The organism is Pararhizobium sp. LjRoot238 (genome assembly GCF_964252955.1).
Lineage (GTDB): Bacteria > Pseudomonadota > Alphaproteobacteria > Rhizobiales > Rhizobiaceae > Pararhizobium.
The window spans coordinates 3,109,532-3,129,117 of the sequence record NZ_CAXUPP020000001.1; the positions used below are offsets into that span (position 1 = coordinate 3,109,532).

Genomic DNA, 19,586 nt, shown 5'->3' on the forward strand with positions numbered 1-19,586 from the left:
TTAGCGAGCCCGGTGAAAGGGCAATGATTCTCATTCGCCATGGGGTGATCAGGACCGTCGACCTTCGCCAACAGTGCCATCGGCGAAGGCCAAGTCCTGCTGCAGGCTGGCCGGCAGGCTGGCGATCTCGCGCTCAGTTGCTCTGCGCGTTTCTTCGATCTTGCGAGCGCGGCGCCCCTCGCTTACCTGGTGAATAAGAGGCGCAAACATTTGGCGCATTGCGAATGTAAAACCGCCGGCGCGCAAGCTGACGGCATTCGTCCGGGTCGTCGTCGTGTCGTGTTGCAGGGACATGGGAAGCTCCTTTCGTCACGTCTTCGATGTTTGCAACTTGACTATCGCGCCATCATGAGGTTCAATCAAACGAAATGAAGTAATGGTATCATTCAGAAAATCTGATCCGTGAGGTTTCACCATGAACATGATGCTGCGGCATGTCCTCCCGCTTCTCGAACTGGACATCCTGAAAACCTTCGTCGCCATTGCCGAGACAGGGAACTTCACCACGGCCGCCGAGACCGTCTACCGGACGCCGTCAGCCGTTTCCATGCAGATCAAGAAACTCGAGGAAATGCTTGGCTGCGTTCTGTTTTTGCGCGATGCACGTTCCGTGTCGCTGACGCCGAAGGGCGAGGTGCTGCTCGGCTTTGCGCGGCGCATGCTGGCGCTCAACAACGAGGCCGTTTCGCGCTTCCTGCTGCCGGACATGAACGGTGTCGTGCGGGTCGGCGCGCCCGAAGATATCGGCGAGCGCATTCTGCCCGAAGTGCTGAAGCGCTTTTCCGAATCCTATCCGAATGTCACGGTGGACGTGACGATTGGCAACAGCGGTGCCTTGCGCAAGCGCGTCGACGAACACCGGATGGATATCGCCATCTTCAACAGCATGGCCGGTGAAAATACCGGCGGCGGGGAAATCCTTGTGTCCGAGAAGCTCGTCTGGGCCGGTACGAAATGCGGCACGGCGCATACGCGCGATCCCTTGCCGATCTCCATGTGGGAGGATGGCTGCGTCTGGCGCGCCGATGCGGTGGAACAGCTTTCCCGAGCCGGCCGCAAGTTCCGCATCGCCTTCCTCAGCGCCCACACGACCGGCCAGCGTGCGGCCATCCAGGCGGATCTCGCGATTGCGCCACTGCCGCGCTATCTGGTCCAGGGCGATCTGGTCGCGCTCGGCGAGGCGGAACGCTTGCCGGAGCTGGGCCACTACAATATCGGCCTGCAGGTGATCGACAACGCCTCGGCGCCGGTCCTGGCGGTCGCGGAACATGTCCGGACCGCCTTCGTCGGATTGCAATAGTTCAGCCAAGGGCGGCGCTCAGGAGCCGCCCTCCTACTCGCGGCTGCGGCGCCGGCGTCTACCGCCACCTTCGCTGCCGCCATCGTCGGCAAGCATCTTGCGTTCCGGCAAGGTGACGACCTCAGCCAGTTTCGGGAAGGAATCGACCTTGTTGGGCAGCGCCATCGCGTAGACGAAATGCTCCTGAAATTTCGATTCAAGTGCCGTCTCTATCTTCTCGATTTTCTTGATGGTTTCCTCGATCTCGCGGCGATGGTCGCGGTTGAGCAGCGCCATCAGCGCGCCGGTGCCGGCGGCGTTGCCGACGGCCTTGACCTCGGAGAGTTCGCAGTCGGGAATGAGCCCGAGAACCATCGCATATTTGGGATCGATGAAGGAGCCAAAAGCGCCGGCGAAGCGAATGGTATCGACATGATTGATATCGAGCTTTTCCATCAAGAGCTTGATGCCGGCATAGAGCGCTGCCTTGGCGAGCTGGATGGCGCGCACGTCGTTCTGCGTCACCGTGATGCGCTGTTCGCCTTGGTGGAGCAGATAGGAGAACGTGCGGCCGTTCTGGATGATGCGCGGGCTTTTTTCCGCCATCGCGCCGTCGATCACGCCGTCCTCCGAAATGATCCCCGAGAGATACATCTCCGCAACGACCTCGATGATCGCCGAGCCGCAAATGCCGGTGACGCCAACGGCTGCGGCTGCTTCCGCAAAACCCTCCTCGTCGGACCATTTGTCGACACCGATGACGCGGAATTTCGGCTCCAGCGTTTGCGGATCGATGCGCACGCGCTCGATCGCACCCGGTGCCGCGCGCTGGCCCGAGGAAATCTCTGCGCCTTCGAAGGCGGGACCGGTCGGGGACGAGGCTGCGACGACGCGATCCTTGTTGCCCAGCACGATTTCGGCATTGGTGCCGACATCGACCAAAAGCATCATCCGCTCCTGGCGATAGGGGCCTTCGGCAAGCGTGGCACCCGCCGCATCGGCGCCGACATGGCCGGCGATGCAGGGAAGCATATAGAGGCGGGCGCCGCGGTTGACGTCGATATCGATCTCATGCGCCCAATATTGCAGAGCCCCTGAAACGGCGAGCGCAAACGGCGCCTGGCCGAGCTCCGTCGGGTCGATGCCGAGGAAGAGATGGTGCATGATCGGGTTGCCGACGAAGACCATGTCGAGAATGTCGTGCCGGTCGACTTCGCCTTCCTCGCAGACCTTGCCGATCAGCGAATTGACGGCCCCGCGCACCGCCTTGGTCATCGCTTCGCGGCCGTCGGGGTTCATCATCACATAGGAGACGCGGCTCATCAGGTCCTCGCCGAAGCGGATCTGCGGGTTCGACGTGCCGGAGGAGGCGACGATGCGGCCCGACAAGAGCGAGACCAGATGCATGGCGATCGTCGTCGAGCCGATATCGCAGGCAATGCCATAGGCCTCGTTCTTCAGGCCCGGCCAGAGGCCGACGATGAAGGGGCGTGAGCTATCCATATCGCGATGGATCGCGGCCGTAACGCCCCAATTTCCCTTGCGGAGGATGCCTTGAATCTGCGGGATCAGATGCGGCGCGATGAGAAGGTCTTTCCAGCCCCAGTCCTTTTCCAGCATGACCTTCAGGCGATCGAGATCGCCGAGCGGCTTGTGCATGTCGGGTTCGTCGACCTCGACATAGCAGAGCTGGACGGCGGCATTGCGCTCGATCACCCGATCGGTTGCGGCCTTGCGCACGACCTGCGCATTGATGACCGTGTCCTGCGGCACGTCGATGACGAGATCACCGAGGATGTGCGAGGAGCAGGAAAGGCGGCGGCCATCCGGCAGGCCGCGAATGCTCTCGTAGCGCTCTTCCTTCGGCCCCTTGACGGTAATGTTTTCGAGCGAGGAGACGATCTTGTGCTTGGCAAAATTGCCTTCCTGAACCGACACCTGACAGCGCCCGCAGGTGGCACGACCGCCGCAGACGCTTTCGACGTAGACCCCGAGCGAACGCGCAGCATCAAGGATCGGCGTGCCGACGGGAAAACGGCCGCGTTTGCCGGAGGGCATGAACAGGACGAGGGGATCGCTTTTGTTTTCCTGGGCCGACACGGTCAAATCATTCCTATTTGCTGAGGCGCAGCACGTTGGCGCGGACCCGCTCGCCATATGGTTTCAGCGCCGCCACCGCAACGCGGTCGGAAGCGCCGGCCAAACCGGCGCTGGTTCCCGTCGCAAAGGCCGCAGCCGCTGTAATGCCTTCCTTCACGAGCGCCACATTCACGGCAGAGACGCTTTCCATCGCGGCCGCCAGTTTCTCGGTCACCATTCGGCCCATTTCGTTTGAACCGCCGAACAAGGAAAAATCCTGCAGGCGGCTGGACATTACGAGGGGTGCCTGGAACCACAGGACGGCGAATTCATCGAGGAGATCGGCATTCACGGGCTTGTCTCTTTCCGGGCGGTCATTCCGCCCTTGCGTTTGCACCGGCACGTCCGGCGCGTCCGCCGCGGCGGCCGCCACCGGCACCTGCCGGGGATGCTGCGGCGGCAACAGCACCACCTTCAGCCGGCTTGTGATCACGATAGGTCATGATCCAGTTGCCGCAGTTCGGATCGGTGCCGTTCAGGACGTTGGCCGCGCGAACGGCTTCCATTTCTTGTGGACGGCAGGGGTTCATGATCGCCGACGTCATGCCCGCACCGATAACCATGGGGATGAAGCCGGCATTGATGCCGTGGCGATGCGGCAGGCCGAACGAGATATTCGACAGGCCGCAGGTGGTGTTGACCTTCAGTTCGTTGCGCAGGCGGTGCAGAAGCGCGAAGACCTGGCGGCCGGCATCGCCGAGAGCGCCGATCGGCATGACGAGCGGATCGACGACGATGTCATGCGGCTTGATACCATGATCCATGGCGCGTTCGACAATTTTCTTCGCAACTGCGAAACGAACGTCCGGATCCATGGAAATACCGGTCTCGTCATTCGAGATCGCAACGACCGGAACATCGTACTTCTTGACGAGCGGCAGGATGGCTTCGAGCTTTTCCTCTTCGCCGGTCACGGAGTTGACCAGCGGCCGGCCCTTGGCAACGCGCAGGCCCGCTTCGATCGCGGCGGTGACCGAGCTATCGATCGACAGCGGCACATCGACCAGCCCTTGCACGATTTCCAGTGTCCGGACCAGCAGGCCCGGCTCGGTCTCGTTCGGATTGACGGAGGTGACGCCGGCATTGACGTCGAGCATGGTGGCGCCCGCTGCAACCTGTTCCAGCGCGTCCTTGATGACGGTCTCGAAATTGCCCACGATCATCTCGGCGGCGAGCTTCTTGCGGCCGGTCGGGTTGATGCGTTCACCGATGACGCAGAAAGGCTGGTCGAAGCCGATGATGATTTCGCGGGTGGCGGAGGCAACGATGGTGCGGGTCATACTGATCCTCTGGGTCGGTGGGCGCGTCCTCTAGTACAGCGCCGGAATGGTTTGCGATAGGCGCGGATGTCGCGACGGCTTAATTGTTCACTGGCATTGTCAATGCGGATGATGTGCGGCGATGTCGGCCATCTCTTCCTGATTTTCCGTCTTGCCGTCCTTCAACTGCTCCAGCCGCTGGGCGACCATGCTGTCGCCCGGATTTTCCTCGCGCCTCCACGGCGTGCGGCCCTTCAGCACGCCCGACTCATGGACGATCTCGGCGACATATTCCTCCTGCCGGTAGGCCATCACATGCACGCCGGAGACACCCTTGATCTCCTTCACCTCGTTGATGATGTCGATGCAGAGCTGCTTGCCTTCCTTCTTCTGGTCCGGCGCGCCTTCCAGCCGCTTGATCACGGCGTCGGGAATATGGATGCCCGGCACGTTGTTGCGGATCCAGTTGGCAGTCTTGGCCGAGGCCATCGGCCCGACGCCGACGAGGATGAAGCATTTTTCGTCGAGCCCGAGGTCGCGGACCTTCTTCATGTATTCCTTGAACATCGGAACGTCGAAGCAATACTGGCTCTGGACGAACTGTGCTCCAGCCTCGATCTTCTTGGCGAGGCGGTAGGGGCGGAAGTCGTAGGGCGGTGCGAAAGGATTGATAGCAGCGCCAAGGAAAACCTGCGGCGGCGACGTCAGCTTGCGGCCCGATAGGAATTTCGAGTTGTCGCGCATGATGCGCACGGTTTCGAGCAGCGACATGCAGTCGAGGTCGAAAACGGGCTTCGCGCCCGGCTGGTCGCCGGCCTGCACGCCGTCACCTGTCAGGCACATGATATTGGTGACGCCCATGGCGGCGGCCCCCAGCACGTCGCCCTGGATGGCAATGCGGTTCTTGTCGCGGCAGGCAATCTGCATGATCGGCGCATAGCCCATGCGGGTCAAAAGCGCGCAGATGCCGACCGACGACATATGGCAATTGGCGCCGGATGCATCGACCGCGTTGATGCCGTCGACCCAGCCTTCGAAGATTGCGGCGCGTTCGTAGACGTCTTCCGGATTGGCGCTGTCGGGCGGGTTCAGTTCGGCCGTGACGGCGAATTCGCCGCGGCGTAGCACGCGCTCGAGACGGCCGCGCGAAGAATGGCCGGGCAGGGGATCGAGCGGCAGATGGCGGCCGAGCGGGTTTTCATCGATATGGGCCATGCGTCATGCGTCCTTGCTTGCTGCCGCGGCTTCGCGGGCTTCGGCGGCCTGCGCCGTCACACGCAGCCAAGCGGAGGTTTCCCTGAGCGACTGGTTGACGGGTTTCTGCACGTTCATGATCGCGTCGCCGTTCACCATGTTGCGCGAGCCTTCCCAGGCCTTGACCCAGACGCAGGGCATGTCCGGCTCGACCTCGCAGTTGCCATTGGCGCGCACGCCGCCGCAGGGGCCGTTGCGCAGCTGCTTCGGGCAGTTCATCGGGCAGGACATGCCGGTCGAAGACAAAACGCACTGGCCGCACATGCGACAGTCGAACAGCAGGCCCTTGACGTTGCGCTCGACGAAGGTGATCGGCGTTTCCACCCGGTTATAGCCGAGCGCCTTCCACAGAGGATGAAGAAGCAGGAACATGTCGGCGAAGCGGCTGTAGAACCATTCGAGGAAACGCGAATGCCGCACCGCCCAAAGGCGGATCGTGTAGCTGCGGCGAGCGCGGCGATTGGGTGAGACGCCGGAGGGCGTATAGGCGCCGGTCGCGGCCTTCTTGGCGGGAGCGGCATTGCCGGGTTTTGGATCAGCCATTGTCTTTACCACCGGATTTGACGAGGGCGACGAGGCGCTCCTTGTCGTAGGCTGCCTCAAGCTCGGCGGCTGCCTTGTCGGCTTCCGCCTCCAGATCGTCGGAGACCGGTACCGGATCGGCCTTGCGCCATTCGGCGAGATAATCGCCGCTGTCGGCGGCGCCGGTGCGCATTGCGCACATGTCGATCGCCTCGGTAAAGCGCAGGGTGAGTTCGCGCTTGGCGCTCTTGCGGCCCTGCTTGATGATGACCTGCGCGGGAATGTCACGCCAGTAAACGATAATGCGATCTGCCATATGCCCGAATGCTCCTCTTGGCCGACAATGCGCATTTATGCGCCTCATGGCTCACCTTGGCACGACGCGCGTCATGCTCAAAAGCGACCCCGTGTCCCTGCCGAAGATATAACTACCAGATACCGCGCGTGAAGCCGTTCCAGAGCCATGTCCAGATCGGCGGATGGTACCATTGGCGGGAAGTCCCGTTTGCCGACAAGGGCTTGAGGGCGCCGGAGAGGGCGTCTTCGATCGCACGGATCACGATATCCGTCGAGGCCGCTGTCTGCAGCAGCGGGTAGGTGTGCAGCGTGTCGCTTTTCGACGGTTTCATGCGCGACTGATAGAGGATGTCGCCGGTGTCGACGCCCGCATCGACCAGATGCACGGTTGCACCGAAATTCTCCTCGTCGTTTCGAACCCGTGCCCAGTAGCCACCCATCAGGCCGCGATATTGCGGGTTGATGCCGGCATGGAAATTGACCACCGGGCAGGGCATGCGAGCCAGCGTCGAAGCCGAGAGCATGCGGCAACTGACAAGGAAAACGACGGCAGGATCGGTCTTGCGAATATGCTCTATCGCCGTTGTGCTGTTTATCGATTCGATCTCCGTAACCGGGACCGTTGGATCGACCGCGTCGCTGACGCCATAATCGCGCAGGACGTCTTCGGCGCGTTGCTCGGTGAAACGTTTTCCAAATTTCGAGATCGCCATCGTCGCGAACTGGCCAGCAGCGGTCATCCAGCCGAGTTTGCGGGCGCGGCGCTTCAGGAAGAGCTTTTTCGATTCCGGCTGTTCGAGCAGAACCGCGACATTGGCAAAACGGGCATTAAGCGCATTGATGAGGATCTGCGGGTTGCGCCCGCCAGCCGTTACGATCGCAATCGGTTTGTGTGCTGTGGCGGTCATGGTCACAACCTTGGCTTCAGAAGATGAAGGTGAGAACCGCACCGGCGGCAGCGATGACGGCGCAGGCGACCACAAGCGATGCGACGCCGATCAGCGCGCCGGCAACGAGCCCGAGGCCGTCCCGTTCCATATGGGCAAAACCGATCACGGCGAGTGCGAAGGCTGGAAGCCAGTTGCCGAAAGGGATGGGCAGGAAGATCACGATCGCGAGAGTGAGCGCCAGCAGGCCGATCAGCCGCTCGGCCAGCCGGCCGCCGAGGAACCAGCCGCGCGGCTTGATCAGGGTTTCGGCGCGTTGGAGCCAGGGAGAAATGCGGTTGACGAAGACGAAGAAGGTTGCGTTTTCAAAAGCGTAGTCACCCATGCGCTTCGGCAGCCAGATGCGGGTGCGCGGCGATGCCAGCATTTGCCAGGCGACGAAGATCAACGGCAGGCCGAGAATGAAGGTGGCGCCAGGCGGCAGCGGGATGAGATTGGGAAGGGCGAAGACCACGAGAAAAGCGCCGAACGATCGGTCTTCCATGGCAACCGCGAGATCGCGCAGCGTGATCCTCGGTCCGGCGTTGAGCGACAGGTTGCGCAGAAGCTGGGAAAGTTGTTGCGGGTGGCTGCGCGCGCCAGTCCTTGGTAGTGCCGCCGTCGCGAAAGTGTCCGTCATCCCCGTCCCCTTTTGTTGTGTTTGTTCGGGGAGTGTCGCGGGCAGCCGTTACGATGCACTTAAATCAAATGCGATCATCGCTGCAAAATTCGGCGCAGGGCTAACAGATGGTTTCCGCGAACGAAAACGTCAGGCGTGAAGCAGCGCCGGCGTCAGATCGCCATAACCGGTAAAGCGGTATTCATAGGCGAGACCGAGCGTCTCTGCCGCGGCCTTCGCTTTTTGCTGCAGCTTTTCATCCTCGACCTGCGACAGGTAGACGAGCTTCTTGTAGTGCCCGAAATACATGTCGCGCAGCTCCGGGTGGCGGTCCAGCCCAAGGGGCTCGATGACGAAGGCCTCGAACTGGCGTGCGAGGAAATCCGTGAGGAAAAAAGAGGTGAAATCGTCGTCCCAGCGAGATTCGAAGGCTGCGTTACCGGCGAAGAAGGAAAAACAGTGCGGTCCGGCAATGCGCTCGACCTTTTCCTCTTCGCAGAGCCTGTCCAGCAGGCCTCCCGTGCCGCAATCGGCATAGGCGATGAAGATGCGGCCGAATCCTTCGGCGCGCGCCTTGTCGATCGCAGCCTTTATGCCGGGGGTGATCTTTTCGGGGGTGTTGTGCCAGATCGCGGGCAGGCATATGAGGTCGATGTGGTCGAGCCCGTTTGCTTCGCACACCGCTAGGATTTCGCGGGCAATTGCGCCACAACCGATGACGTGAACTTTTTCCGCTTTCGCGCGTTGCATAGCCGAAAATGATTTCGCCATCTCGCCCACCTGTTTCAGTTCAAGGAACCCAAGCCATGACAGCAAAGACCATCGCCACCATCGGTATCGTCCTGTTTTCCATCACCACGCTCGCCTCGTGCGGCAACACGATCCGCGGCATCGGCCGGGATACCGCCAATGCGGTGGATGCAACCCAGGACGCCGGCCGTAGCGTCGGGCGTGCTGCCAACTAAGGCGCGTAGCGCTTTGGCTTTTTGTTTTATGCGTATCGTTATCCCAAAACCGCTGCGGACTTTTGGGCGATATGCATCAGGCTTGTTCCTTTATATAGCAAACCGGCCGCGCTTTTCATCAGCGCGGCCGGTTTCACATGGTCAAACTGGTATTGATCAGGCGCCGGACAGCTGGTTGTGCTTGCGCTTCATGAAGTCCTTGGCGGTTTCAACGGCGACCGCGGCATCGCGGCAATAGGCGTCGGCGCCGACGGCCTTGCCGAATTCCTCGTTGAGCGGCGCACCGCCGACGAGAACGACGTAGTCGTCGCGCATGCCCTTTTCCTTCATCGTGTCGATCACGACCTTCATATAGGGCATGGTTGTCGTCAAGAGCGCCGACATGCCGAGGATGTCCGGCTTTTCGCGCTCGATGGCGTCGAGGTAGTTTTCGACCGGGTTGTTGATGCCGAGGTCGACAACGTCGAAACCGGCACCTTCCATCATCATGCCGACGAGGTTCTTGCCGATGTCGTGGATATCGCCCTTGACGGTGCCGATGACGACCTTGCCCTGCTTCGGCGCGCCGGTGGCGGCAAGCAGCGGACGCAGGATGGTCATGCCGGCCTTCATCGCGTTGGCGGACAAGAGGACTTCGGGAACGAACAGGATGCCGTCGCGAAAGTCGATGCCGACGATGCGCATGCCTTCGACCAGTGCCTGCGTCAGGACGTCGTAGGGCACCCAGCCGCGCTTCAGAAGGATGTTGGTGCCATCCTCGATCTCTTCCTTCAACCCGTCATAGAGGTCGTCATGCATCTGCTGCACGAGCTCGTCGTCGGAGAGATCCTCGAGAATGATTTCGTCGTCTGCCATGATAGGTTTCCTCGGTTCCTGGCGCTGCCCGGCTCAACCTCCCGGACGGACGCACTATACTTAGCTTTGTTGGTTCCAAAAGCTCTTTTCGAATGCGACGTCGCAAGCGATGAAAAACGACGGCGCTCAGGTGATCCGTCCTCGCCGCCCTATGTACCTAACAAAAACAAGGTTTTATATGACAGCCCGCCGGCGATTCTGCCAGATATTGCACCTTCTGTTCATGAGGATGGGCGAAAATGCGGCACGCCCTGTCTTCGGGCGGGGAGCTCTGTTAAGACCGTGTCCGAGTTGCGCCACTTGTTGGCGCATTGAGAACCGTTCCGGTGCCGAGGCTTGGTAGCATAGGTTCGACAAGTGCGCAGGATACGCGCGGGAGAGGATATCAAATGACCGAAGTAACGGAACAGACGGAAGAAAGTGGTGGCGGCCGCCGGACGCGCGGCGAGGGCCGGGGTGCCGCGGCAAGGCGCGCCTCGCGGACCGGCGGCGGCGCAGGCCCGTCGCTTCCCTATATCACCCGCAAGATCCGCGAATACGAGGTTCTCGACGAGGAAGGCCTGCAGCTGATCGAGCGCAACGCCGATACGGTTCTCGAAGAAATCGGCATCGAATTCCGTGACGACGCCGAAGCCTTGGGGCTGTGGAAGGAAGCAGGGGGCGACGTTCGGGGCGAGCGGGTACATTTCCCGAAGGGCCTGTGCCGCGAGCTTCTGAAGTCCGCGCCGCCGGTCTTCACCTGGCATGCCCGCAATCCCGAGCGCAGCGTGCAGATCGGTGGCAAGGCCACCGTCTTCGCGCCGGTTTACGGTCCTCCCTTTGTGCGCGACCTCGAAGGCGTCCGCCGCTATGCGACGATCGAAGACTTCCGCAATTTTGTGAAGCTCGCCTATATGGCGCCGTCCATGCACTCTTCGGGTGGCACGGTGTGCGAACCGGTCGATATTCCGGTCAACAAGCGCCACCTCGACATGGTCTACAGCCATATCAAATATTCCGACAAGCCGTTCATGGGCTCGGTCACCGCACCCGAGCGCGCCGAAGACACGATCGCGATGGCAAAGCTCGTTTTCGGCGATGATTTCGTTGAGAACAATTGCGTCACGCTCAACCTGATCAACGCCAACTCGCCGATGGTATTCGATGAGACCATGGTCGGCGCCTTGAAGGTCTACGCGCGTCACAACCAGGCAACGGTGATCTCGCCGTTCATTCTTTCGGGCGCCATGAGCCCGGTGACGGTGGCCGGCACGCTGACGCAGATCCTCGCCGAGGTGCTGGCGGGAGCCTCCTTCACCCAGTTGATCCGCAAGGGCGCGCCGGTGCTGTTCGGCACCTTCGCAGCCTCGATTTCGATGCAGTCCGGTGCGCCGACCTTCGGTACGCCGGAGCCGTCGCTGGTGTCCTACGGTGCGGCCCAGCTTGCGCGACGCCTTGGTCTGCCGTTCCGCACCGGTGGTTCGCTCTGCGCCTCCAAGGTTCCGGATGCGCAGGCGGCTCACGAGTCGGCCAATACGCTCAACATGACGCTGCTTGCCGGCACGAACTTCTCGCTGCATGCCGCTGGCTGGCTCGAAGGCGGTCTGGTGTCGTCCTACGAGAAGTTCATGATCGACCAGGACCAGCTCGGCATGATGCAGAAGATGGCCGAAGGCGTTGATCTCTCCGAAAATGCGCAGGCGCTCGACGCCATCCGCGAAGTCGGTCCCGGCAGCCATTATCTCGGCTGCGCCCATACGCAGGCCAACTTCCAGACGGCGTTCTATCGCTCGGCGCTGGCCGACAACAATTCTTTCGAGCAATGGGAAATCGAAGGTGAGAAGCGGATCGAGCAGCGTGCCAACGCTTTGGCCCGAAGCTGGCTGGAACACTACGAGGCACCGTATCTCGATCCGGCGATCGACGATGCGCTCAAGGACTATATCGCTCGCAAGAAGGACTCCATGCCGGACGCCTTCACCTGAAGCGAGCCCGAGAACGCCAGGGAGCAAGGCGGCGCGGCACAGGTGGCCGACCTCATCCAGAAGGAGGTCTGGCGTCCGCACTACGACAGGCAGGGGCCGAAGCCGAAATGAGCGGCGCTCGGCCATCACCCGATGATGTCTTGAAGCAACTCCGTGCGGTCTTTGAACCGCACGGAGTTTTTTTGCGCGGTGTCGTCAATTTTGCCGAGGGAGATGCGACACCGATCCTTAAAGATGGGCAGGCGGCTGCCAGTATCGTCCTGCTCGGGAATATCGGCAGTTCCATCTGGCCGGCGTTCGAACGCTGGCGCGACGTGCCTGCGAACAAGGACGCGCAGAACCCCCTCGACACCTGGTCGAAAGCCGTGATCGAGCCGGTCGCGCGAGACGTTGGCGCGACCGCCTATTTCCCGTCCGATCCGCCGTGGCAGCCCTTCCAGCAATGGGCGATGCGCGCCGAGGATCTATATCCGTCGCCTCTCGGCATTCTCATTCATCCGGAATATGGTTTGTGGCACGGCTACCGTGGTGCGCTCGGCTTCGGCCACGCTCTTGCCGCCCCGCCGCCAGCCCCCCTTGCGCATCCCTGCGACAGCTGTTCCGACAAGCCCTGCCTTTCAGGTTGTCCGGTGGATGCTGTCCTGGCGTCGGGTTTTCAGATTGCGCCTTGTCGCGCCCATCTGAAAACGGCGGAAGGCAAGGCCAACTGCATGATTGCCGGGTGCCTTGCCCGAAATCGCTGTCCTGTCGGCACGGGCTATCGTTATCAGCCGGAACAGCTGCGTTTTCATATGGCCGCTCTGAGTTTGTAGTATTTCAAACTTCATTTTGCTTTTGTCGCGGGGCAGGGTCGGATGCGGCATGAAAAAGGTATTTAGATGTTCCGCTATTTGAGTATCGGATTGGCCATGACTGCTTTTGCTTCTTCCGCTGACGCCGCCGCTGCCGCTTGCCGTAAGGTGATGCATCTGACCCAAGCGTATGCGGTGTGCAGCTTCGACCCCGCGGTGAGCGATATCCGCGTTTTCCATCGCGGCCGCGACGGTCTGCCCTATGCCGGTTTCGAAAAGCTCTCCCGCGATCTGCGGCAGGAGGGCGAATATCTCGAATTCGCCATGAACGGCGGCATGTACGAGTCGGATCTGACGTCTGTCGGCCTGCTGGTTATCGACGGCATCGAGCGCAAGCCGATCGATCGCGACAAAAGCTGGGGCAATTTCTATCTGAAGCCGAACGGCGTGTTCTTCCTGCAGGGGGGCCGGGCAGGGGTGATGGAAACCGAGGCCTATGTCGCGGCGGGAATCAAGCCGGACTTTGCCACGCAATCCGGGCCGATGCTCGTCATCGATAGCACCTTGCATCCGGCCTTTCTGCCGCAAAGCGACAGCCTGCAGATCCGCAACGGCGTCGGTGTCGCGCGCGACGGAAAGGCGGTTTTCGTCATTTCGCTGGAACCGGTGCGCTTCCATGATTTCGCGACGCTGTTTCGCGATCAGCTTGATTGCGTCAACGCGCTTTTTCTTGACGGATCGATCTCCAGCTTGTTCGCGCCCAGCATGAACCGCTACGACAATACCCATCCGATGGGGCCGATCATCGCCGTGACGAAGAAAATTGCGGGCCTATGAAATAAATTTTGTATCGCCCCCAAGGATCGGGCATCGAGGAACGTCTCAATACCAGTTGCAACAAATCCGGGCTGATGACTTGGACGAAGAGCTGATCGAAAAGGCGCAGAGAGGCGACCGGAATGCCTTCGGCCTGCTCGTCGAAAGACACTATGAATTTGTGCATTCCGTTGCCTGGCGCTGGTCCGGCAATGTCAGCGATGCCGAGGACATCACCCAGACGGTTTGCGTGAAGCTCGCGAATACGATCCGGACCTTCCGCGGGGCGAGCCGGTTTCGAACCTGGCTCTATGCGCTGACGCTGAACGCGGCGCGCGACCATCAGCGCCGGCAGTTGCGGGAGCGGCGCAATGCGGCGAGTTTTCTCGCCGATCCAACCAGCGCTGCCGCCAATGACAATCACGATCAGGCCGAGGCGCTCTGGGAGGCTGTCAGGCAATTACCCGACAAACAGGGTGATGCGGTCCTCCTCGTCTACGGTGAGGGGCTTAGCCATTCCGCGGCGGCCGATGTCATGGGATGCTCGGAGGCGACGGTATCCTGGTATGTGCATGAGGCCCGCAAGCGCCTGAAGATCCTGCTTGGCAGGGAGACGGTATGATGAACGACGAACTGAAGAATCTCGGCCACATGACCCCGCCGGCGCCTTCCTTGGAGGCACAGGCCCGTGCGCTGTCGCTTGCGATGCGGGCGTTCGACGAGGCGGAAAATAATTCGGCCACTGCCCAAGGAACCGCCGATCATCGGCGTCAAAGCTCCATATTCAACAGGCTATGGAGCCCCGTCATGAACAGGAAATTTCTCGCAGGTTCGGCACTTGCCACGCTGCTCGTCGTGCCAGCTGCTGCCTTTCTTACGCTGGAGCTGACGCGGGGTGGGTTGCCGCAACAGGTTGAAGTGGCAGGCAAAGACATGCCGAAAGGTGCGAAAACGCAGGATGCATTGCCCGCGAAGCCGAAGTTGGACATCGCGGCGGATAAACGCCTGATGCCGGAGGCCTTGGGCGAGGCGACATCGGATACGGATGCCAGAAAGGCTCCCGGCAATCTTTTGACCGAGGCGGACGCCAACAGGTCCCGCGAAGAAGCGGAAGCAGGCAGAGCCGATGCAAATGCCAAGGCGGCAATACCTGAGGCCGAAATTGCCATGAAAAGAGAATCGGGCAGTGTGGCTAATGAGGCCTCCGGGATTGCCGGTAAGCAGGGGGCAGCCCCATTGTCGGCGGCTGAGAGCCAGTCCTTGATCGGCGGTTCCGTGATGCAGACAATGCCGGCACCTTCCATCGTCCCAGGCGACATCGTGCTTCCTCAGGAAGAAAATCGCGACCGCTTTGCTTCCGGCGATACCAACCCCGTCAAGAGCGTCGTCACCGATCCGGTTTCGACCTTTTCCGCGGACGTTGATACGGCTTCCTATTCCTTCGTCCGCAAGGCGCTGATGGCAGGTGAGATGCCGAACCCTGACAGCGTGCGCGTCGAGGAGATGATCAACTATTTCCCCTATGACTGGCCCGGTCCGGAAAGCGAGGCCGAGCCGTTCAAGGCGACCGTCACCGTTCTCCCGACGCCGTGGAATGCCAATACGCGGCTGATGCATGTGGGGATCAAGGGGTATGATGTGGTTGCGGCAACGGCGCCGCGCGCCAACCTTGTGTTCCTGATCGATGTTTCCGGCTCGATGGACGAGCCGGACAAGCTGCCGCTCCTGAAAAGCGCTTTCCGTCTTCTGGTCGACAAGCTGAAGCCGGAGGATACGGTTTCGATCGTCACCTATGCCGGCAATGCCGGCACGGTGCTCGAGCCGACCGCGATCAAGGACAAGGCAAAAATCCTTGCAGCGATCGACACGCTTCAGCCGGGCGGTTCGACGGCGGGTGCGCAGGGGCTGGAGGCGGCCTACAATCTGGCTGAGCGGGCCTTTATCAAGGGCGGCGTCAACCGGATCATGCTGGCGACCGATGGCGACTTCAATGTCGGCCCCTCCAGCGACGAGGAACTGAAAGCGACGATCGAACAGAAGCGCAAGAGCGGTATCTTCCTCTCGGTCCTCGGCTTTGGCCGCGGCAACTACAACGACGCGCTGATGCAGACGCTGGCGCAGAACGGCAATGGCACAGCGAGCTATATCGATACGCTGGCCGAAGCGCAGAAGTCTCTGGTGGAGGAGGCAGGCTCCTCGCTCTTCCCGATCGCCAAGGACGTGAAGTTCCAGGTCGAGTTCAATCCGCGTGAGATCGCCGAATACCGGCTGATCGGCTACGAGACCCGCGCCCTGAAGCGCGAGGACTTCAACAATGACAGGGTCGATGCCGGTGATATCGGCTCCGGCCATCGCGTCACCGCGATCTACGAGATCACGCCGAAGGGCAGCCCCGCGGTCTTGAACGACGATCTGCGCTACGGCGCGGCTCCGGCCGCGCAGCAGGCCGAACCGGCGGAGAAGTCGGGCGAACTGGCCTTTCTGAAAATCCGCTATAAGAAGCCGGACAGCGACACCAGCAGCCTGACCACCACCCCGGTGACGGAAGAAAACACCGTGCCGTCGCTGCAGCAGGCCGGGCAGGATGTCCGCTTTTCCATCGCGGTTGCAGCCTTCGGCCAGAAGCTGCGCGGAACGGACGCCGTATCAGCCTATCCCTACGGTTCGATCCTCGATCTGGCTGCCGGCGCCAAGGGTGACGATCCCTATGGCTACCGTGCCGAGTTCCTCAATCTGGTTCGCCTGGCAAAGAGCCTTGGCGGCGAATGAGGCAGCGAAAGGTCAGGCTTTCGGGTAGGCTCTCTCAAGGCCACCCGACCTGACCAGCCCGGTCCTGAAAGCCTGGTAAGCGGCGTGCTGACTGGAGCGCGCCGTTTCCATTAGGCGGATCTGCAGCCGGGCAGGGGCGTTCGCACCCAACCATCCGCCCAGTTTTTCGAGCTTGAGCGAATTCAGCAGACGTGCTTCCGCGGCAAGGCTTAAGTGCCGGTGCAGGCCCTCGATCAGATTTTCATCCTGTGCGGCATTTTCCATCAGCAGCAGCAGGTAGGATTGGTCGCTCTCGCCGAGGGCTGTGAATTTTTCTGCAACGGAATCGCGGCCCGGAAAAGTCGCTGCTGCCTGCATCGTTAATCGTCTCGCATAATATTCTTCTTGTGAACAGGATCAGCTTCTAAGGGATCAGGCTGGGGCAAAACTGGATTCGCCGGATCACCGGATACAACTGTTGTCATCATGGTTGGGCATGCCGGCAGAAAGCCGGCCGATATAAGGGCTCGAGAACCGTCCGATCCCCAAGCCCTCCAATGCGTTTTTGTGCTGGCGTTCAGCCCCGGCGGCGGCTGCGCTCACGTGCCGGTGCCGAAGGCACTTCATTGGCGGTCTTGTTGCGCAACGGGCCGATGCGTTCGACGATGGTTTCGACCGTCGGCCGCTCGCCCGGCACATAGGTGTCGAGCGCGACGCGCATCGCCGCCAGATGTTCGCAGGAGGTGCCGCAGCAGCCGCCGATGATCTTGGCGCCGGCATCGCGGGCAAGGCGCGCATAGTCGGCCATCAGCGGCGGAGTGCCGGAATAGTAGATTTCCGAACCGCGGAATTCCGGGATGCCGCAGTTGCCCTTGACGATGATTGCTGCCGCCGGATTGGCTTCCGTCATGTCCAGCAGTGAAGAGAGGATGTCCGAGGCGCCGACGCCGCAATTGGCACCGGTGGCGACCGGGCCGTCGCCGATATCCCCGGCTACGGCGTGAATGTCCTTCGGATGCAGGCCCATCATCGTCTTGCCTGCCGTATCGAACGATCCGGTGTAGACATAGGGAAGCCCAACCTTGACTGCAGCTTCTGCCGCGGCGCGAATTTCCTCGGGTGAGGACATCGTCTCGATCCAGGCAACTTCCGCGCCGCCGGCCTTCAGGCCCTCGATCTGCTCGACGAAGGCCGCAACGGCATCCTCATAGGTCATGGCGCCGAGCGGGACCAGCAATTCGCCGGTCGGGCCGACGGAGCCGGCGGTGATCACCTTGCGCGGCGCCTTGTCTGCAACGGCGCGGGCGATTTCCGCAGCCCGCTTGTTGAGGTCATGGACGCGGTCCTGTGCCTGGTGCAGCTTGAGCCGGTGGCGCGTGCCGCCGAACGAGTTGGTCAGAATGATATCCGCTCCGGCATCGACGAAATCCTGGTGCAGCTTGGTGATGTTTTCAGGCTTCGCCTCGTTCCAGAGCTCTGGTGCTTCGCCCGCTTCGAGGCCCATCGCAAACAGCGAAGTGCCCGTTGCGCCATCGGCAAGAAGCACGCCCTTGGCGTTGAGCAGGTCGGAAAGCGGATTGGCGTGTGCGGTCATGGCGGATTCCTGATTCAATCGAGTGTCACAAACATATAAAGATATCTTTATGTGATTGCAATGGTCTCGGCTTTGATCAGCGCGGCATGCGCACGCCCATTCGCGCCGCAATCCCCAACCCGAAAACGGCCAATGCCGCCATGAGCCACATCGGATCGGCCCGGTTGAGGAGGAAGCTCTCCATCATGCCGTTATAGGTCATGAAGATGATGACCATGATGCAGAAGTCCGCGAAATGGCGACTTGCTGCCTGCCGGGTCGCGCGCATATAGTCGTAGAACGGCTTGGCGAAAAGCAGGACGATCATCAACAGCCCGCCCGGCAAGCCGAAGGTGAGGACGGTGTCGAGATAGCTGTTGTGGCCCGAGACGATGCCGCGCACGTCCCAGTTCGCCTCGAAATTGGCTTCGAGGCCGCGGATGATCGGCGACAGCCAGAAACTCGCGTAACCATGACCGACCCACAGATGGTCGGGAATGCTTGCGCTTGCAAACTTCCAGATATCGTCGCGCCCGGTGAAGGTCGGATCGTCGAGCAGACCAGCGGTGATCGACAGGAACAGGTCCGAATAGATGGTGCCGAGCGTCAGGCAGAAGATCAGGATCGCGAAGAGGAAGTGGGCAAAGACCATCAGCCCCGGCTTGCCGACCGCACGGCCGCCGAGCACCAGCATGATCGCCAGCGGCAGGAAACCGATCGTGGTCTTCGAGCCGGTGTGAAGAACGAAATTGGCGGCGAGAACGGCGATCAGCAGGCCCCGCACGGTGGCGCCTGCCCGCAGGAAGTAGATGCCGAACATGCACAGCACGGAAAACACCGGTGCCGTGACGTTCTTGTGGATCAGATGACCTTTCCAGAAGCCGGCATGCCACGGTTCAGAACCGGTGGCGGTGTGAATGGCAATGTCGGGGGCGACGACGAGTGCTGCATAGTCGACGAGGATCAGAAAGAGGATGGTGTTTGCGCCGGCATTGACGAAATCCTTTTCGTTGCGCGGCAGGACCAGCACGCCGGCGACCAGGATCATCGCCACAAGGCTCAACATCAGGCCGCGGGCTGATGCCATCGGATCGTAGGATTGCAGGCACGAAATGAAGGCGACGGCGAAGACGATGACCCATGTCGGCGATACGATCCGTTTCAACACGCGCGTGTCGACGATCAAGAGCATTGCGAAAAGATAGATGCCGCCGAGACCGAGATAGCCCAGCTGATTGACGATATTGCCGTCCTTGACCGCAGTGGGGTCGGGGTCGTAGGTGCCCTGGAAAGGACTAAGTGTGAAGGCGATCAGGAACAGGCCGGCGCCGGACAGGAAGGCGGCCACTTTTCGCGTGATCTGCGCCGTGAAAAGGCCAGCACTCCCCCGAGGAGGGACGGCAAGGCGGTGAAAATCCCGCGAAGCTGTCGAAGCATGATCCTGCATCTGACCGGCCGGATTGAGGAAGGCGCTGTGGCGCAACTGCCCCGACGGATGAGGCGTTTCCGTTACCATGACGGTTTGTGGTTAAGCGGAGGTGAACGGCGGGTTCAATAAAAAAAGCGCCCGTTTCCAGGC

21 protein-coding genes are annotated in these 19,586 nt (G+C 61.2%); 7 read left to right on the forward strand and 14 right to left on the reverse strand.

The features are described from left to right. Positions 1–48: 48 nt before the first annotated feature. Entirely contained in the window at positions 49–294 is a 246-nt protein-coding gene (locus ACSQ3F_RS15085) for a hypothetical protein (RefSeq protein WP_436100966.1), read from the reverse strand. A gap of 121 nt (positions 295–415) precedes the next feature. Between ACSQ3F_RS15085 and ACSQ3F_RS15090 the strand changes: the two genes are divergently transcribed. After that, a complete protein-coding gene (locus ACSQ3F_RS15090) occupies positions 416–1,300 on the forward strand; it encodes a LysR substrate-binding domain-containing protein (protein ID WP_436100967.1) in 885 nt (294 codons plus the stop codon). Between the two features lie 33 nt (positions 1,301–1,333). Here ACSQ3F_RS15090 and ACSQ3F_RS15095 read toward each other — a convergent pair whose 3' ends face one another. The 9 genes from ACSQ3F_RS15095 to ACSQ3F_RS15135 form a co-directional block, all read right to left on the reverse strand. Beyond that, a complete protein-coding gene (locus ACSQ3F_RS15095; RefSeq protein WP_436102159.1) occupies positions 1,334–3,337 on the reverse strand; it encodes an ASKHA domain-containing protein in 2,004 nt (667 codons plus the stop codon). 55 nt (positions 3,338–3,392) lie between these two features. Beyond that, on the reverse strand, positions 3,393–3,710 hold the full coding sequence (locus ACSQ3F_RS15100; protein ID WP_436100968.1) for a hypothetical protein: 318 nt from the start codon (positions 3,708–3,710) through the stop codon (positions 3,393–3,395). A gap of 22 nt (positions 3,711–3,732) precedes the next feature. Further along, the gene (locus ACSQ3F_RS15105; protein WP_436100969.1) at positions 3,733–4,698 is read right to left on the reverse strand and encodes a methyltetrahydrofolate cobalamin methyltransferase; all 966 of its coding nucleotides are present in this window, start codon (positions 4,696–4,698) and stop codon (positions 3,733–3,735) included. 99 nt (positions 4,699–4,797) lie between these two features. Beyond that, complete coding sequence (locus ACSQ3F_RS15110; RefSeq protein ID WP_436100970.1) at positions 4,798–5,892, reverse strand: methylenetetrahydrofolate reductase; 1,095 nt, start codon at positions 5,890–5,892, stop codon at positions 4,798–4,800. 3 nt (positions 5,893–5,895) lie between these two features. Then, entirely contained in the window at positions 5,896–6,474 is a 579-nt protein-coding gene (locus ACSQ3F_RS15115) for a methylenetetrahydrofolate reductase C-terminal domain-containing protein (RefSeq protein WP_436100971.1), read from the reverse strand. Next, the gene (locus ACSQ3F_RS15120; RefSeq protein ID WP_112846295.1) at positions 6,467–6,769 is read right to left on the reverse strand and encodes a virulence factor; all 303 of its coding nucleotides are present in this window, start codon (positions 6,767–6,769) and stop codon (positions 6,467–6,469) included. Before ACSQ3F_RS15120 ends, ACSQ3F_RS15115 begins: the two co-directional genes overlap by 8 nt. Before the next feature lie 112 nt (positions 6,770–6,881). Next, positions 6,882–7,658, reverse strand: coding sequence for a formyl transferase (locus ACSQ3F_RS15125; RefSeq protein WP_436100972.1), 777 nt, complete (start codon positions 7,656–7,658; stop codon positions 6,882–6,884). A 16-nt stretch (positions 7,659–7,674) separates the two neighbouring features. After that, positions 7,675–8,316, reverse strand: a complete 642-nt coding sequence (locus tag ACSQ3F_RS15130) for an exopolysaccharide biosynthesis protein (protein ID WP_436100973.1) — start codon at positions 8,314–8,316, stop codon at positions 7,675–7,677. A gap of 129 nt (positions 8,317–8,445) precedes the next feature. After that, on the reverse strand, positions 8,446–9,066 hold the full coding sequence (locus tag ACSQ3F_RS15135) for a DUF1638 domain-containing protein (RefSeq protein ID WP_436100974.1): 621 nt from the start codon (positions 9,064–9,066) through the stop codon (positions 8,446–8,448). A gap of 35 nt (positions 9,067–9,101) precedes the next feature. Here ACSQ3F_RS15135 and ACSQ3F_RS15140 point away from each other — a divergent pair, with 35 nt between their 5' ends. After that, positions 9,102–9,260 (forward strand): entericidin, encoded by a 159-nt coding sequence (locus ACSQ3F_RS15140; RefSeq protein WP_436100975.1) that lies wholly within the window; start codon positions 9,102–9,104, stop codon positions 9,258–9,260. A 156-nt stretch (positions 9,261–9,416) separates the two neighbouring features. On the opposite strand, the gene ACSQ3F_RS15145 is transcribed toward ACSQ3F_RS15140, so the two are convergent. After that, positions 9,417–10,115: a corrinoid protein gene (locus ACSQ3F_RS15145; RefSeq protein ID WP_436100976.1), complete on the reverse strand. Its 699-nt coding sequence runs from the start codon at positions 10,113–10,115 to the stop codon at positions 9,417–9,419. Between the two features lie 389 nt (positions 10,116–10,504). Between ACSQ3F_RS15145 and ACSQ3F_RS15150 the strand changes: the two genes are divergently transcribed. The 5 genes from ACSQ3F_RS15150 (at position 10,505) to ACSQ3F_RS15170 (ending at position 16,455) form a co-directional block, all read left to right on the forward strand. Then, positions 10,505–12,079, forward strand: coding sequence for a trimethylamine methyltransferase family protein (locus tag ACSQ3F_RS15150; RefSeq protein ID WP_436100977.1), 1,575 nt, complete (start codon positions 10,505–10,507; stop codon positions 12,077–12,079). 107 nt (positions 12,080–12,186) lie between these two features. Continuing rightward, complete coding sequence (locus tag ACSQ3F_RS15155; protein ID WP_436100978.1) at positions 12,187–12,891, forward strand: ferredoxin; 705 nt, start codon at positions 12,187–12,189, stop codon at positions 12,889–12,891. 66 nt (positions 12,892–12,957) lie between these two features. Beyond that, complete coding sequence (locus ACSQ3F_RS15160) at positions 12,958–13,707, forward strand: phosphodiester glycosidase family protein (protein ID WP_436100979.1); 750 nt, start codon at positions 12,958–12,960, stop codon at positions 13,705–13,707. Between the two features lie 79 nt (positions 13,708–13,786). Then, entirely contained in the window at positions 13,787–14,308 is a 522-nt protein-coding gene (locus tag ACSQ3F_RS15165; RefSeq protein ID WP_436100980.1) for an RNA polymerase sigma factor, read from the forward strand. Beyond that, positions 14,305–16,455 carry a vWA domain-containing protein gene (locus tag ACSQ3F_RS15170; RefSeq protein ID WP_436100981.1) on the forward strand — a complete coding sequence of 717 codons (2,151 nt, stop codon included), beginning with the start codon at positions 14,305–14,307 and terminating at the stop codon, positions 16,453–16,455. Before ACSQ3F_RS15165 ends, ACSQ3F_RS15170 begins: the two co-directional genes overlap by 4 nt. 12 nt (positions 16,456–16,467) lie before the next feature. On the opposite strand, the gene ACSQ3F_RS15175 is transcribed toward ACSQ3F_RS15170, so the two are convergent. The 3 genes from ACSQ3F_RS15175 to ACSQ3F_RS15185 all read right to left on the reverse strand — a co-directional run bounded on the left by ACSQ3F_RS15175 (position 16,468) and on the right by ACSQ3F_RS15185 (position 19,523). Further along, on the reverse strand, positions 16,468–16,812 hold the full coding sequence (locus tag ACSQ3F_RS15175) for a hypothetical protein (protein ID WP_436100982.1): 345 nt from the start codon (positions 16,810–16,812) through the stop codon (positions 16,468–16,470). A 199-nt stretch (positions 16,813–17,011) separates the two neighbouring features. Beyond that, entirely contained in the window at positions 17,012–18,028 is a 1,017-nt protein-coding gene (gene bmt, locus ACSQ3F_RS15180; protein WP_436100983.1) for a betaine--homocysteine S-methyltransferase, read from the reverse strand. Between the two features lie 76 nt (positions 18,029–18,104). Beyond that, positions 18,105–19,523 carry an O-antigen ligase family protein gene (locus ACSQ3F_RS15185; protein ID WP_436100984.1) on the reverse strand — a complete coding sequence of 473 codons (1,419 nt, stop codon included), beginning with the start codon at positions 19,521–19,523 and terminating at the stop codon, positions 18,105–18,107. Between the last annotated feature and the right edge of the window lie 63 nt (positions 19,524–19,586).

What these genes read in the sequence shown, in the direction of transcription:
- ACSQ3F_RS15085 (WP_436100966.1), bottom strand. Translation starts at nt 294, where the DNA reads ATGTCCCTGCAACACGACACGACGACGACCCGGACGAATGCCGTCAGC.
- ACSQ3F_RS15090 (WP_436100967.1), top strand. Translation starts at nt 416, where the DNA reads ATGAACATGATGCTGCGGCATGTCCTCCCGCTTCTCGAACTGGACATC.
- ACSQ3F_RS15095 (WP_436102159.1), bottom strand. Translation starts at nt 3,337, where the DNA reads ATGCCCTCCGGCAAACGCGGCCGTTTTCCCGTCGGCACGCCGATCCTT.
- ACSQ3F_RS15105 (WP_436100969.1), bottom strand. Translation starts at nt 4,698, where the DNA reads ATGACCCGCACCATCGTTGCCTCCGCCACCCGCGAAATCATCATCGGC.
- ACSQ3F_RS15110 (WP_436100970.1), bottom strand. Translation starts at nt 5,892, where the DNA reads ATGGCCCATATCGATGAAAACCCGCTCGGCCGCCATCTGCCGCTCGAT.
- ACSQ3F_RS15115 (WP_436100971.1), bottom strand. Translation starts at nt 6,474, where the DNA reads ATGGCTGATCCAAAACCCGGCAATGCCGCTCCCGCCAAGAAGGCCGCG.
- ACSQ3F_RS15120 (WP_112846295.1), bottom strand. Translation starts at nt 6,769, where the DNA reads ATGGCAGATCGCATTATCGTTTACTGGCGTGACATTCCCGCGCAGGTC.
- ACSQ3F_RS15125 (WP_436100972.1), bottom strand. Translation starts at nt 7,658, where the DNA reads ATGACCGCCACAGCACACAAACCGATTGCGATCGTAACGGCTGGCGGG.
- ACSQ3F_RS15130 (WP_436100973.1), bottom strand. Translation starts at nt 8,316, where the DNA reads ATGACGGACACTTTCGCGACGGCGGCACTACCAAGGACTGGCGCGCGC.
- ACSQ3F_RS15135 (WP_436100974.1), bottom strand. Translation starts at nt 9,066, where the DNA reads ATGGCGAAATCATTTTCGGCTATGCAACGCGCGAAAGCGGAAAAAGTT.
- ACSQ3F_RS15140 (WP_436100975.1), top strand. Translation starts at nt 9,102, where the DNA reads ATGACAGCAAAGACCATCGCCACCATCGGTATCGTCCTGTTTTCCATC.
- ACSQ3F_RS15145 (WP_436100976.1), bottom strand. Translation starts at nt 10,115, where the DNA reads ATGGCAGACGACGAAATCATTCTCGAGGATCTCTCCGACGACGAGCTC.
- ACSQ3F_RS15150 (WP_436100977.1), top strand. Translation starts at nt 10,505, where the DNA reads ATGACCGAAGTAACGGAACAGACGGAAGAAAGTGGTGGCGGCCGCCGG.
- ACSQ3F_RS15155 (WP_436100978.1), top strand. Translation starts at nt 12,187, where the DNA reads ATGAGCGGCGCTCGGCCATCACCCGATGATGTCTTGAAGCAACTCCGT.
- ACSQ3F_RS15160 (WP_436100979.1), top strand. Translation starts at nt 12,958, where the DNA reads ATGTTCCGCTATTTGAGTATCGGATTGGCCATGACTGCTTTTGCTTCT.
- ACSQ3F_RS15170 (WP_436100981.1), top strand. Translation starts at nt 14,305, where the DNA reads ATGATGAACGACGAACTGAAGAATCTCGGCCACATGACCCCGCCGGCG.
- ACSQ3F_RS15175 (WP_436100982.1), bottom strand. Translation starts at nt 16,812, where the DNA reads ATGCAGGCAGCAGCGACTTTTCCGGGCCGCGATTCCGTTGCAGAAAAA.
- bmt (WP_436100983.1), bottom strand. Translation starts at nt 18,028, where the DNA reads ATGACCGCACACGCCAATCCGCTTTCCGACCTGCTCAACGCCAAGGGC.
- ACSQ3F_RS15185 (WP_436100984.1), bottom strand. Translation starts at nt 19,523, where the DNA reads ATGGTAACGGAAACGCCTCATCCGTCGGGGCAGTTGCGCCACAGCGCC.